This is a genomic window from Bacillus kalamii, assembly GCF_047238185.1.
In the GTDB taxonomy this organism is placed as follows: domain Bacteria; phylum Bacillota; class Bacilli; order Bacillales; family DSM-1321; genus Bacillus_AD.
Genome location: NZ_JBDFMI010000001.1, coordinates 816,008 through 828,805, shown reverse-complemented (window position 1 = coordinate 828,805; position 12,798 = coordinate 816,008). Strand labels below are relative to the sequence as shown.

Annotated in this window: 14 protein-coding genes; 4 read left to right on the top strand and 10 right to left on the bottom strand. The window is 42.4% G+C overall.

Annotation, left to right across the window (positions count from 1 at the left end; translation table 11 throughout):
• The first annotated feature begins 61 nt into the window (after positions 1–61).
• Complete coding sequence (locus ABC357_RS04150; RefSeq protein WP_412886290.1) at positions 62–319, top strand: DUF2624 family protein; 258 nt, start codon at positions 62–64, stop codon at positions 317–319.
• Positions 320–376: 57 nt separating this feature from the next.
• On the opposite strand, the gene ABC357_RS04145 is transcribed toward ABC357_RS04150, so the two are convergent.
• Entirely contained in the window at positions 377–1,270 is an 894-nt protein-coding gene (locus ABC357_RS04145; RefSeq protein ID WP_412886289.1) for a deoxyribonuclease IV, read from the bottom strand.
• 17 nt (positions 1,271–1,287) lie between these two features.
• Positions 1,288–2,604, bottom strand: coding sequence for a DEAD/DEAH box helicase (locus ABC357_RS04140; protein WP_412886288.1), 1,317 nt, complete (start codon positions 2,602–2,604; stop codon positions 1,288–1,290).
• A 271-nt stretch (positions 2,605–2,875) separates the two neighbouring features.
• On the opposite strand from ABC357_RS04140, the gene vrrA reads away from it, so the two are divergent.
• Complete coding sequence (gene vrrA, locus ABC357_RS04135; protein ID WP_412886287.1) at positions 2,876–3,712, top strand: VrrA/YqfQ family protein; 837 nt, start codon at positions 2,876–2,878, stop codon at positions 3,710–3,712.
• A 114-nt stretch (positions 3,713–3,826) separates the two neighbouring features.
• Entirely contained in the window at positions 3,827–4,786 is a 960-nt protein-coding gene (locus tag ABC357_RS04130; protein WP_412886286.1) for a 4-hydroxy-3-methylbut-2-enyl diphosphate reductase, read from the top strand.
• 56 nt (positions 4,787–4,842) lie between these two features.
• Here ABC357_RS04130 and ABC357_RS04125 read toward each other — a convergent pair whose 3' ends face one another.
• The 3 genes from ABC357_RS04125 to ABC357_RS04115 form a co-directional block, all read right to left on the bottom strand.
• Positions 4,843–5,409 (bottom strand): DJ-1/PfpI family protein, encoded by a 567-nt coding sequence (locus ABC357_RS04125; protein ID WP_412886285.1) that lies wholly within the window; start codon positions 5,407–5,409, stop codon positions 4,843–4,845.
• Positions 5,410–5,555: 146 nt separating this feature from the next.
• Positions 5,556–6,677, bottom strand: coding sequence for a Nif3-like dinuclear metal center hexameric protein (locus ABC357_RS04120; RefSeq protein ID WP_412886284.1), 1,122 nt, complete (start codon positions 6,675–6,677; stop codon positions 5,556–5,558).
• Positions 6,674–7,384 carry a tRNA (adenine(22)-N(1))-methyltransferase gene (locus tag ABC357_RS04115; RefSeq protein WP_412886283.1) on the bottom strand — a complete coding sequence of 237 codons (711 nt, stop codon included), beginning with the start codon at positions 7,382–7,384 and terminating at the stop codon, positions 6,674–6,676. The genes ABC357_RS04120 and ABC357_RS04115 overlap by 4 nt, the downstream gene beginning before the upstream one ends.
• A 168-nt stretch (positions 7,385–7,552) precedes the next feature.
• Between ABC357_RS04115 and fosB the strand changes: the two genes are divergently transcribed.
• Positions 7,553–7,963 (top strand): metallothiol transferase FosB, encoded by a 411-nt coding sequence (fosB, locus tag ABC357_RS04110; RefSeq protein ID WP_412886282.1) that lies wholly within the window; start codon positions 7,553–7,555, stop codon positions 7,961–7,963.
• A 51-nt stretch (positions 7,964–8,014) separates the two neighbouring features.
• Here the strand turns inward: fosB and cccA are convergent, their stop codons facing one another.
• The 5 genes from cccA to ABC357_RS04085 form a co-directional block, all read right to left on the bottom strand.
• Complete coding sequence (gene cccA, locus ABC357_RS04105) at positions 8,015–8,401, bottom strand: cytochrome c550 (RefSeq protein WP_412886281.1); 387 nt, start codon at positions 8,399–8,401, stop codon at positions 8,015–8,017.
• 153 nt (positions 8,402–8,554) lie between these two features.
• Entirely contained in the window at positions 8,555–9,091 is a 537-nt protein-coding gene (locus tag ABC357_RS04100; protein WP_412886280.1) for a hypothetical protein, read from the bottom strand.
• Positions 9,092–9,284: 193 nt separating this feature from the next.
• Entirely contained in the window at positions 9,285–10,412 is a 1,128-nt protein-coding gene (rpoD, locus tag ABC357_RS04095; RefSeq protein ID WP_412886279.1) for an RNA polymerase sigma factor RpoD, read from the bottom strand.
• Positions 10,413–10,476: 64 nt separating this feature from the next.
• Positions 10,477–12,285 (bottom strand): DNA primase, encoded by a 1,809-nt coding sequence (gene dnaG, locus ABC357_RS04090; RefSeq protein ID WP_412886278.1) that lies wholly within the window; start codon positions 12,283–12,285, stop codon positions 10,477–10,479.
• A 51-nt stretch (positions 12,286–12,336) separates the two neighbouring features.
• Positions 12,337–12,795, bottom strand: a complete 459-nt coding sequence (locus tag ABC357_RS04085; protein ID WP_412886277.1) for a YaiI/YqxD family protein — start codon at positions 12,793–12,795, stop codon at positions 12,337–12,339.
• Positions 12,796–12,798 lie beyond the last annotated feature (3 nt).

Sequence of the window (12,798 nt, the reverse complement as noted above, 5' to 3'; positions counted from 1 at the left end):
CACGAAAATGCAGTTCACTAATGGGCTCCCTCCTCATATGTTAAGAATGAGGAGGGATGTTGTGAAATTTTTAGAAAGTATCATTAACATGAAGTTAAATTCAATCCAATCCAACGAATTAATGGGGCTTGCCGGCCAGTATGGCGTTTCCTTGACAAAGCAGGAAGCTGATCATGTCTGCCTTTTACTGAGAGGGAAAAACTATAATCTTTTTCATACCGGCCAGCGTAATATGGTCATTCAGCAGATTGCCGGCATTATCGGCCAGCAACGCGCCGAACAAATCGAGCAGCTTTTCTTGTCGCTCACAGGTAGGTAACCATCGCCCATTCATAAAAAGACATCGCCATAAAAAGGCGATGTCTTTCTTCCCTCATTACGAGTTCATAACCGTTTCTTTCAGGTTTTCTTCAAATATACCGGTTCTGAGCATTTCAATTTCATATTTATACGGCGGCTTTTTATTATTCTTATCTGTACCCACGTATGGCGTTTCCAAGATTTTTGGAACACTTTCCAATTGTGGATGGTGGACAATTTTATTCAATGCTTCATAACCGATATGTCCGAATCCAATATTTTCATGACGGTCTTTCCCTGCTCCGCGTACATTTTTGCTGTCATTGATATGAAGGACCTTCAAGCGGTCAATTCCTACAATCTTATCGAATTCATTCAATACGCTATCAAAATCTTCAGCTACATTATATCCCGCATCATGTGTATGGCAAGTATCGAAGCAAACAGATAACCGCTCGTTATGTGTTACCCCATTTATAATCATAGCCAACTCTTCGAAGCTGCGGCCGCATTCAGTCCCTTTTCCAGCCATCGTTTCCAATGCTATCTGGACAGTTTCATCGCCCGTCAGCACCTCATTCAGCCCTTCGATTATCTTCTTAATGCCCTCATCGGCTCCCGCACCAACATGGGCCCCGGGGTGGAGAACAATTTGTTTAGCCCCGATTGCTTCCGTCCGCTCAATTTCCATTCTCAAAAAGTCGACTCCTAATTGGAAAGTCTCCGGTTTGATCGTATTGGCTATATTGATGATATAGGGTGCGTGAACGACAATATCGGAAATTCCGTTCTCTGCCATATGCTTTAATCCGGCCTCGATATTAAGGTCTTCAATCGGTTTCCGGCGGGTGTTCTGCGGTGCGCCTGTATAAATCATAAAGGTATTAGCTCCGTATGATAAGGCTTCTTCGCTCGATGCCAATAGCATCTTCTTCCCGCTCATTGATACGTGTGAACCGATTTTTAACATAGTGTTTCCTCCCCCGTTTATTTTTTATTTCGCGCTTCTATACGGCGTTGGCGCTTCTTGTGTTTCTCAAGCTCCGCCTGCTGGCGCTTTTTATAGCCAGGTTTGACTTTATTCGGTTTCTTGACAATAATCTTTGCCTTATTATCAAGATCTTCTTTTTTCTTCTTACGGTTTTGGCGTCTATTGCGTTCTTCAAGCTCAATCCATTCACCATTTTGCAGATCTTTATTACTGAAGGAAACCCCCATTTTTTCCAATCTGTTCAATGCATCCTCATCAGACAATTCATAAATGGTGGCAGCGATGCCTGAATATCCAGCCCGCGCTGTGCGTCCTGCTCTATGGATGTAAAAATCTAAATCAGAAGGCAACTCATAATTGATGACATGGCTTACTCCTTCAATATCAATGCCGCGTGCCGCTAAATCAGTGGCCACTACATATTGGAATTCGAGCTCATTGATCTGTTTCATCATCTTCCGTCGTTCACGCGGAGATAAATTGCCATGCAATCTGCCGACACGAAGGCCTTTCTTCATCAAGTCATCTGCAACATGGTCAGCTGTTTGTTTTGTATTTGTAAAAATGATCGCTAAATAAGGGTTATAGGCAGTGACTACATCATACAGTGTCTTTTCCTTATTTCTGTGGCGCAATGGGATTAATACATGTTCGATTTTCTGCGCTGTCACATGCTTAGGGTCGACTTGCACATATTTAGGGTTTTCCATGTATTTTTGCAGGAATGGTTTCAGCTTTTCCGGAATGGTCGCTGAAAAAACAAGCATTTGCAATTTTTCTGACATGCGGGCCGCTATATGATCGACCTCTTCAATAAAGCCCATGTCCAGCATCAAGTCGGCCTCATCTACCACCAGCGTATCAGCAGTAAACACCTGCAATGCTTTTGCTTCCATCAAGTCTTTAATCCGTCCCGGAGTACCGATAATCAATTGGGGCTGATTCTTAAGTTTATCAATGCTGCGCTGTTTATCGGTTCCACCAATAAAACAGCGGACATTGATTTCTTGCCCCTCCGGAAAATGCTCAGCTATCTTAAGCGCTTCTTTGTAGATTTGATTCGCAAGCTCCCGTGTCGGTGCAGTGATGACTGCTTGCACTTCTTCTCTTTCAGCTTGGATTCTGTTCATGATCGGCAAAAGATAGGCATGCGTTTTTCCTGTGCCCGTCTGGGACTGTCCTATGATGCTCGTGCCTTTCAACGTTGCATTAATAACACGTTCCTGGATGTCAGTCGGCTTTGTGAAGCCTCTTTCTTCTATTGCTTTTAAAATATATGGATGAAAGGAAAATCTTTCGAATTGGTTTGCCATATTTATAATTACTCCTTAGGTTTTCTGCATTTTTCAACTATTACTGCTTGTCTTATCTTACCCTCTTTACTTCATTAACTCAACAATTCCATTCACATTATGAAAATTCTTTTAATTACTTCCTTCAATATAATGGACTCTTTTCCGGCATTTGCATACCCTAAATAAGAAGATGCCTGCGTATATATCAACAATTCAGGATAATAAAAGTAACCTTGATCGAAAACCAAGGCGTTCAGTAGAGGTACTATTCAAAAAGGAGGTGCAGCAGATGGATTCACGTATGGATTTTCAATTCAGAAACAGTTTTCCGCCATCATTCCCCCAACAACCGCCCATGGTCCAACAACGCGGCCCTTTTATGCAGAATGGTCCCCGACAGCCTGGTCCCCAACAGCCCTTTTCCCGCCGCAGCAATCAAATGAACCCTTTTATGGGGCAAAGACAAATGCCGCCTATGAATATGCCACAGCAACCCTTTAATGGACAAATGCAGCCACAGATGAACGGAAAAGGCGAAAAAAAGGGAGGTCTTCTTTCCAAGTTATTAAGGAAATCCGACCAAAAACAGACAGCCGCACCAGCTCCGTCCATGTTCTCCTTGCCAGGAAACAACAACAGAAGCGCTGCCTCAGCCGTTCAGGGAGCAGCCGCCTCCAGCAGCGGCGGGATTCTGCAAAGCATCATGAATCCCGGCAATTTAACAACAATGCTGAATAATACACAAAGGGTGCTGCAGGCTGCCGACTCTTTCGCTCCCTTAGTGCAGCAATATGGACCGCTCGTCAAAAACATACCGGCTATGTGGAAATTATACCGTGGCTTAAAGGATACAGATACAACTGCAGATGCAACCGAATCTCCAGTTACCGCAGTAGCCAATCAACATACTGGCAACGCTGAAAGCGGAGATTTCCTTCCGGATATCCGCATGCAAAGGGAGGAAATAAGTATCGCTGCGGACAAGACAAACAAGGACCGATCTACCATTTCACCCACAGCCCATATAAAACCTAGAATAAAGGCTGCTAAGGAAAGGCGCATTGGCCCTGCGCAAGTAAGAAGGCCAGGAGAGTCTCTTCCTAAACTTTTCATTCCGAAAGAATAATTGTACAGTCAGCCATCCCAATGCCCTTCTTCAATTGTAACTTCTTTGTATTGTTTTTAAACCTTCTATATAATGATATTATAAGTACTCATGTACCTATTGAAGGAGGATATTATGAAAGTCATTAAAGTATCGCCGCGCGGCTATTGCTATGGCGTCGTGGACGCTATGGTCATTGCTAGAAACGCAGCTTTAGATAAAACATTGCCCCGGCCTATCTATATTCTGGGCATGCTTGTCCACAACAGCCATGTGACAGATGCATTCGAAGAGGATGGAATCATCACTTTGGACGGACAAAATAGATTTGATATTATTAATCAAGTAGACAAAGGAACTGTTATTTTCACTGCCCATGGCGTATCGCCAGAAGTTCGCCGCCTAGCAGAAGAAAAGGGGCTTGTGGCAATCGATGCAACTTGTCCTGATGTGACAGCCACTCATAATTTAATCCGTGAAAAGCAAAAAGAAGGCTATGAGATTATTTATATAGGAAAAAAAGGGCATCCAGAGCCTGAAGGAGCCGTCGGCGTTGCTCCTGATATTGTCCATTTAGTAGAAAGCAAGGACGATGTGGACGCTCTATCCATTCAAAGCGATAAAATCATCGTGACGAACCAAACCACTATGAGCCAATGGGATGTGCAAGAGCTGATGGAATTTGTCCATGAAAAGTATCCGCAAACTGAAATCCATAAAGAAATTTGCAATGCGACACAAACGAGACAGGAAGCAGTCGCCCAACAAGCTGGGGAAGCAGACCTCTTAATCGTAGTCGGCGATCCACGTAGCAATAACAGCAATCGCCTTGCTCAAGTATCGGAAGAAATTGCCGGCACGAAAGCGTACCGCGTTGCCGATGTATCGGAAATTGATCCAGATTGGCTGAAAGGCATTGATACGGTAGCAGTTACATCCGGAGCATCGACTCCGACACCGATCACTCGGGAAGTCATTGCCTATCTGGAAGCATTCGATGAAGCAGACCCGGAAACGTGGATAGGGGTAAAGGAAACTCCATTAAGCAAGATTCTTCCTAAGGTAAGGCCGAATACGAAACCCAAAAACAGATAAACGTTTATTTAAAGAAAAAAAGAGAGGCTGAGTTTACATTCTGCCTCTCTTTTTGTTTATACAGTAACCTTTCCACGTAAAAGTGAAAAAAATTCCTTCATGAAACTCGGCAAATCTGGCCAAGCCTGTCCGGAAACAATATTCCCCTCTACATGGACCTGATTTTCGCTATAAACCGCCCCAGCTGCCTCTACTTCCGCTTTACAAGCCGGATAGGCTGTCAACTCCCTCCCATGCATATAGTTTCTAACAGGTGTTAGAACCAAGCTTCCATGGCAGATGACACCAATAGGCTTTTCCTCCTTTAGGAAGTGTGCCGCCGCTTCGACCATACTCTGATTCATCCTTATATATTCAGGTGCACGCCCTCCTGGAATAATGAGTGCATCAAATTGAGATGGATCAATTTCAGCAATGGCTGCATGCGATTCAAGTAGATATCCCGGTTTTTCTGTATATGTCTCTATACCCGGCAAAAAATCATGGACAACTGTCTGCAATTGCTTTTTCGTAGGGGAAGCGATCGTGCACGCCAAACCCTCCTCCAAACATCTGTAATAAGGGTAAAAAATCTCTAACGCCTCCACTGCATCTCCGGCTACTATTAATACTTTTTTGCCCAACCCAATCCAACTCCTCTCTACGGATTAATTTACTGATTTTTCAGAACTTTACATCTATTATACAAGTTTGCCACATAATTCTTCAAGCAAAAAAAAAGAAGCCTATTAACAAAGCTTCTTTTTTTGAAAGAACTATAAACTACTGTTTATAAAAATGTAAAGGGATCTGTATGAATGGATGAAGGAATGACCTCCACTTCCCAATTTGCTTTTTGGCTAAATGCTTGCAGATATTGGCTCACTCCGGCTTTCATAACCTTTTCTATGTTATGGCCGGGATCTACAATATTCAATCCAAGCATCATCGCATCATGGGCAGTATGATAATACATATCACCCGTTACATATACATCAGCACCCTGAAATTTGGCAGAAGTAATATATTTGTTGCCATCTCCACCCAAAACGGCTACTTTTCGTATTTTATCCTCCAAATTGCCGACAACCCGTACTGACTTAAGATCAAAAGCTTGTTTAACTGCCTGGGCAAATTGCTCGAGCGTCATTTCCTCGGGAAGTTCCCCGATACGGCCCAGTCCTAGCGACTCTCCTTTATTTTCAAGAGGATAAATATCATACGCCACTTCCTCATATGGATGGGCTTTGATCATAGCCGACAACACTTTTTTCTCTAGTTCTTCCGGATACACCGTTTCGATACGTATCTCATTCACTTGCTCCAGCTTTCCTTGGGTGCCAATATACGGATTGGTATTTTGTCCCGGAAGAAATTCTCCTTGCCCTTCTACAGCAAATGAGCATTGACTGTAATTGCCGATCGTACCTGCTCCGGCATTTCCTATTGCTGCCCTCACCTTTTCAGCTGCTTCTATCGGTACATAAACAGCCAGTTTTTTTAGAGGGACATCGTATGTGTCGACAAGTACTTTTGTATGTTCGAGCTGAAGTGCTTCTGCAATCCAGTCATTGACCCCGCCTTTTGTAACATCGAGGTTCGTATGGGCTATATAGACAGCAATATCATTCTTGATCAACTTTTCTACAATTCGGCCCGGCGTGCTGCTTGTATCAATTTTTTTCAAAGGCCGGAAGATAATCGGGTGATGTGCGATGATCAGTTCCGCATCCATTGCGATTGCCTCATCGACCACTTCTTCAAGAATATCCAGTGCGACAAGCACTTTAGAAATCGGCTTATTCAATGTTCCTATTTGTAAACCGATTTTATCGCCTTCCATAGCCAATTTTTTGGGCGAAAATTGTTCAAATGCTGAAATCATTTCATATCCGTTCGGTGTTTTCTTCATGAGTGAAGAACCTCCTCTACAAATTGAATATATCTCTCTAATTGCATTCGCTTCTCTTGTGAGTCTGTCTTGCCGCTTTTTTGCAGCTGTTGGATAATTTGGTTCCAATGATGCTGTTCATGATTCCATTTTTTTCGGAACACCGGATTGCATTCCTTCATCAAAAATGGCCCGAGTAGCATTTCACGCTCTTTATCTTCACTATAGGGTGCTTCTGCGTTTCCTCTCTTCGCAACAAGCACTTCATAAATCTTGCCGTCCTCCTCAAGGATTTCTTCATTTGTAAGCTCCCAGCCGTTCTCAAGCAGCCACATTCTGATGTTATTCGCCTGGATATTTGGTTGGAGGATTAAGGTCTCTACACCCTCAAGCTTTTGTTTGCCTCTTTCGAGAATGGAGGCAATCAACGTCCCTCCCATGCCGGCAATCGTAATGCATGTTGCTTCTCCGGCACTTTCAAGGACATCCAATCCGTCTCCTTTTCTTACCGAAATAATCTTTTCATACCCTTCTGCCTTCACCTGCTTTTGAGCGGATGACCAAGGCCCCTCACTTACTTCTCCTGCTATAGCCCTGTCAACGATTCCTTTATGCACCGCATAGCAGGGCAGATATGCATGGTCTGATCCAATATCGGCAAGGACGCTTCCTTTCGGGATAAATGATGCAACTGTATGTAATCTTTGTGATAACTGTTCGCTGTTCATATTTGCCACCTATTTCATATTGTTTACTATTACAGTATAAAGAAGATTTTACTGTATATGCAACCGAATAAGGCTGTAAAGTACGGATTTAAAAAGAATTATTAATTTGGGCAAAATCTTTTTTTCTCATTATTTGGAATGATATAGTTCAGGAAAGGGGGCGTTACAATGATTAAGGGTTTGAATCATATTACCATCTCAGTCTCTTCTTTAGAGAAAAGTATTCTTTTTTATCAACATATTTTTAATGCCCAGCTCATTATGAGAGGGGAAAATACAGCGTATTTCAGCCTCAACGGAATATGGCTGGCTCTGAACGAAGAGCGCCTCATAGAAAGAAATCTGCCTAATACGTACACACATTTGGCATTTACGGTGGAAGAAGCCGACATTCAGGTATTGGAGAAGATTCTAACGGAATATGGTGCAGAAATTGAAATCGGCAGAAAACGGGCTTCTGAAGAAAAAAGCAGCCTCTATTTCCGTGACCCTGATGGCCATCTTTTTGAATTCCATACAGGAAACTTGGACGACCGGCTGCAATTTTATAGAAAAAATCCCAACATGACATTTTACTGAAAACAACAAAAAAAAGGTAAACAGCTGTATTCCTAGCCGTTTACCTTTTTCTTACAATTTAGATAACCAAGTTGCCATCTCATCTAGTTTATCGTCCGGAACCAATCCGGCAGGCATTTCGCCTTTATCGCCTTTTTTACCGTTTTTCAGCACATCTTTAATCTCATCCACTGACATTGTTTTTCCGATGCCTTTCAATGCCGGACCAACAACGCCTTGATATTGGTCGCCGTGGCAACTAATGCATCCGCCTGCACCTTTATAGAACTCCTCTGGCGAAGCCTTAGCTGTTTCTCCAGACTTGGCTCCATCCTTGCCCTTGTCCTCTCCCGCGGCTACATCTTTTGCATCACCGAGCCCTTTAAATGAGAGAGCAAAGATTAAAACAATGCCTGCCACCATAATCATTACAAAAGGAATAATTGGACTACGATTCATACTGTATACCTCCCCTATGTACTTCTATATCGGTCTAAAATAATTACAAACAACACCTATTTTACTTGAAAATGGAAATAAGGGGAAGGGTTAACTATCAAGTTATGGTATATTTTCGGAATTTAGACAAATATTCAAAAATTAACCAATTAATTAAATTAATTTAAAGTAAGCGCAAACAAAGTATAGTATCACGATGGAGCCTAAACCTCCAGCGACTGTAAAATAAATCATTTTTAATTTTAATCCAACAAACATCCACATGGCACAATTGGCAAGCAATCCGCAGTAGAGAACAAGGTAGTGCCCAGGCAGCATCCCCTTCCAAAGGTTTACTGTACCGATCACTGCGGTAAACGCCAAGGCCAAAAGAGAGATGATTTTTACATCTTTTTTATTTCTCCCATAATATAAGATCCAAATGATTAAAGAAATACATAAAAGATAAATAGCCATTTGCATTACGCCAGGAAATTCTGTAAAATAATTTACAATTAATACAGAAATAAGCAATCCGGCCGTAAGATAATTGATCGGCGAAAAAACGCTTCTACTCCTAGGTGGAGAAGTCTCAGCCCCGCCTTCTAAATAAAGAGTCATCAAGAAATCGCAATATGTCTCCGGAAGCATCTTTGTTTTTTTCCAATATTGTATCTCATTCAGAATTATTTTCTTACGCGTTTCATTCATATCACAAGGCACATCCTCCGAAAGGTCTTTACTCATATATCGGGTTATCGAAGGCACTTTTCAATATCCTAAGCGAAAAAGAGGAAAAGAGTCTGGCAGACAGGAAAGATGGCCTATATCTACATTCAAGAAAATTCCATGCATACTAAAAGGGCCCATTCATCCACAGATGTAACGGGCCACTAATTGTATTCTATTCCAAGAAATCCTTCAGGCGTTTGCTTCTGCTCGGATGTCTTAATTTTCTAAGTGCTTTCGCTTCTATTTGGCGGATACGTTCCCTAGTGACACCAAAAACCTTGCCCACTTCTTCAAGAGTGCGCGTACGGCCGTCATCAAGGCCAAAACGAAGTCGCAATACATTTTCTTCTCTGTCTGTTAAAGTATCGAGGACATCTTCCAACTGTTCCTTTAACAGTTCATAAGCTGCATGTTCGGAAGGGGAAGTCGCATCCTGATCCTCAATGAAATCACCCAAATGGGAGTCATCTTCTTCACCGATCGGCGTTTCCAAAGAAACCGGCTCTTGTGCAATCTTCAATATTTCCCTTACTTTTTCTGGCGTCAGATCCATATCTTCAGCAATTTCTTCTGGAGACGGCTCTCTTCCCAAGTCTTGAAGGAGCTGGCGCTGTACACGGATCAGCTTATTGATTGTCTCAACCATATGGACAGGGATACGGATTGTTCTTGCCTGATCGGCAATCGCACGGGTAATGGCTTGGCGGATCCACCAAGTGGCATACGTACTGAATTTAAATCCTTTACGGTAGTCAAACTTTTCAACAGCCTTGATCAAGCCCATGTTTCCTTCCTGAATCAAATCAAGGAACAGCATGCCGCGGCCTACATAACGTTTGGCGATACTGACAACAAGTCGGAGGTTCGCTTCTGCCAGACGGCGTTTAGCTTCCTCATCCCCTTCTTCAATCCGTTCCGCAAGGGCGATTTCCTCTTCTCCGGAAAGAAGGTCCACTCGGCCAATTTCTTTAAGGTACATACGGACTGGATCATTAATCTTAACGCCTGGGGGCACGCTTAAATCATTGAGATCGAATTCTTCTTCTTTTTCCAGTTGTTTGATGTTTGGATCGTTATCATTATCTTCTTCCTCTGCAAGGACTTCCACACCTTGTTCTCCAAGGTAATCGAAGTATTCATCCATTGCATCTGAGTCTAATTCAAACGTCGATAATTTTTCGCTGACTTCCTCATAGGTAAGAACTCCGCGTTTTTTGCCTGCCTCAAGTAATTGTTCTTTTACCTGATCAAGTGTTAATTCATTTACTGCTTCTTTGGAACGAGCTGATTTATCAGCCATGTGTTCCCCTCCTTCCAAACTTTCAAACCACTTAAGATGTTTTAGACTATTTCACAATAATTAATTAAGATTGCATCTTTATAATTTCAAGGCCAATCTTAGCAGCAAGGATATGGTCCCCTTTTCGGACAGCCTCTGCCTGATTGTTCTGCTTTTCCTTTATCTTTAACATAATTTGTTGTTTCAACACAGCTCCAACATAATCTTTTAATTCTTGATCCGATGGTTCGGAAGAGATAGACATCATTTGGATTTGAGAAACAATTTTTCTAAGCTGCTGATCAGGGATGTACGAAAGAAACATCGATATATCTGATTCCTCGTTTTCTTCATAAAATCCAAACAGATAGGTGACTATGGCCTGGTGCTCATCAATCATCAATGGATTGCCATCTAACAATGAGCGTATTTTGAACGCTGTCTCCCGATCTTGCATCATATGGGCCAATAATTTCAATTCAGCATTAATGTGGGCCGGCTGCAGTTTTTGATTATACTGAAAAGCCATTCCGCTCACTTGTTGGCGACTGTTTGTCTGCGGCAAATTTCCTCTTTTCTTTTCTGAGTAAAAAATGCTCTTCTGCTGTTCGCTCAAAGCATCCATCGATAGTGAAAACTCTGAAGAAATTTGGCGCAAATAATGCTCGCGTTCGATTGCGTTTGGAAGCTTGGTGATTTCTTTCAGCACTTCTTCAATATAAGAAATCCTGTCTCCTTCATTCTTCATATTGCGGCCTTTTCTCAAATATTTCATCTTGAAGGCAATATAAGTATGGCTATCACCAATGACATCCTGCATAAAGCTTTTTGGCCCGTATGTCTTAATATATTCATCCGGGTCCAAGCTGTCAGGCATTATCGCCACTTTAACAGTGAGATCTTGCTTCAATATCATTTCTGCGGCTCTATTGGCTGCTTCCATGCCCGCTTTATCTGAATCAAAACAAATGAGCACTTCATTACAGTTTCGCTTCAGGATATGGAGATGTTCCTCCGTAAGGGAAGTTCCCATCGTTGCAACACCGTTATCGACTCCTGCAACTGCAGCAGAAATAACATCCGCGAATCCTTCGAACAAAACCGCTTGTTCTTTTTTCCTGATAGCCGGTCTCGCACGGTGAAAATTAAAAAGCAATTTACTTTTATTAAAAATAGGCGTTTCTGGGCTATTTAAGTACTTCGGTTCATCACCATCAAGCGCCCTCCCAGAAAAAGCGACCACGTCTCCATGATGGTCTCTGATCGGAAACATCACACGATTACGGAATCGGTCAAACCGCTTCCCGTCTTCCCTGCTGACGATAATGCCAGCTTGGTCGAGTATGCCTAGATCAAATCCTCTTTTCCCCAAAAATGTTTGGACAAAATCCCAGGAATTGAGCGAATAACCGATTGAATAGGCCTCAATCGATTCCTTGGTGAAACCCCGTTCCAATAAATATGTTAAAGCAGGCTCGCCTTCTTTTGTATTCGCCAGCAAATGATGGTAGAATTTAGTTAATAATTCATGGGCTTCAATCATTTTCTTGGAAGCCGCCTGCTGCGGGCTTTGACTTGATGAGTCCGGACTTTGTATGTCCAAAGGTATATTGCCCCGCTCTGCAAGATCTTTAGCAGCCTCCACGAACGAATAGCCTTCAATGTCCATTAAAAAAGTAAAAACATTCCCACCTGCCCCACAGCCAAAGCAATGGAAAATCTGCTTATCGGGAGAGACCGAGAAAGAAGGAGTGTTCTCACCATGAAAAGGACAAAGACCGAAGTAATTGCGTCCTTGCTTCTTTAACTGTACATAGTCGTTGATGACATCAACGATATCGACAGAGCTCTTTATACTATTCAGTTGTTCTTCGGATAATCTGTTATTTGACATTGGACTACACCTTTTTTCTTTAGGTGATAATCTATTATTCGATAGATCTTTTTATTTTCCTGCAAGTTTCGACAAATTTTTTAATAAACTTTCACGAAAATGGTCACGATCGTTTTTCGTAAACGCTTTAGGACCCTTTGAGTATACACCGCTTCTTCGTTTTTTGGCAGATACATGCCTCATGAAGAGCAAAGAATCAATATTGTTTTCATCATACAATGTTCCCCGTGGAGAAAGGACGTGTACGCCTTTCCCAAGCAGGGCGGCGGCAAGGCCGATATCAGCTGTAACAGCAATATCCCCTTTCTTGGCAGCGTTCATCATATAAAGATCTGCAGCTTCTTTGTCCCAGTCAACATAGATCCATTTGGCATCCTGATCGTCGTTGACCTTATTCTTAATACTGGCAACAAAAGTCAGGCCCACCGAAAATGCTTTGGCGGCAGAAATACATTCTTCTTTGACGGGGCATGCGTCGGCGTCTACAATGATCGAAGGTTTGTTTGTCATATG

Excerpts from the sequence above, each read along its gene's own strand:
- cccA (WP_412886281.1), bottom strand. The coding sequence starts at position 8,401 with ATGAATCGTAGTCCAATTATTCCTTTTGTAATGATTATGGTGGCAGGC.
- ABC357_RS04115 (WP_412886283.1), bottom strand. The coding sequence starts at position 7,384 with ATGAACAGCGAACAGTTATCACAAAGATTACATACAGTTGCATCATTT.
- ABC357_RS04140 (WP_412886288.1), bottom strand. The coding sequence starts at position 2,604 with ATGGCAAACCAATTCGAAAGATTTTCCTTTCATCCATATATTTTAAAA.
- ABC357_RS04145 (WP_412886289.1), bottom strand. The coding sequence starts at position 1,270 with ATGTTAAAAATCGGTTCACACGTATCAATGAGCGGGAAGAAGATGCTA.
- dnaG (WP_412886278.1), bottom strand. The coding sequence starts at position 12,285 with ATGTCAAATAACAGATTATCCGAAGAACAACTGAATAGTATAAAGAGC.
- fosB (WP_412886282.1), top strand. The coding sequence starts at position 7,553 with ATGATTAAGGGTTTGAATCATATTACCATCTCAGTCTCTTCTTTAGAG.
- ABC357_RS04130 (WP_412886286.1), top strand. The coding sequence starts at position 3,827 with ATGAAAGTCATTAAAGTATCGCCGCGCGGCTATTGCTATGGCGTCGTG.
- ABC357_RS04120 (WP_412886284.1), bottom strand. The coding sequence starts at position 6,677 with ATGAAGAAAACACCGAACGGATATGAAATGATTTCAGCATTTGAACAA.
- rpoD (WP_412886279.1), bottom strand. The coding sequence starts at position 10,412 with ATGGCTGATAAATCAGCTCGTTCCAAAGAAGCAGTAAATGAATTAACA.
- ABC357_RS04100 (WP_412886280.1), bottom strand. The coding sequence starts at position 9,091 with ATGAATGAAACGCGTAAGAAAATAATTCTGAATGAGATACAATATTGG.
- vrrA (WP_412886287.1), top strand. The coding sequence starts at position 2,876 with ATGGATTCACGTATGGATTTTCAATTCAGAAACAGTTTTCCGCCATCA.
- ABC357_RS04085 (WP_412886277.1), bottom strand. The coding sequence starts at position 12,795 with ATGACAAACAAACCTTCGATCATTGTAGACGCCGACGCATGCCCCGTC.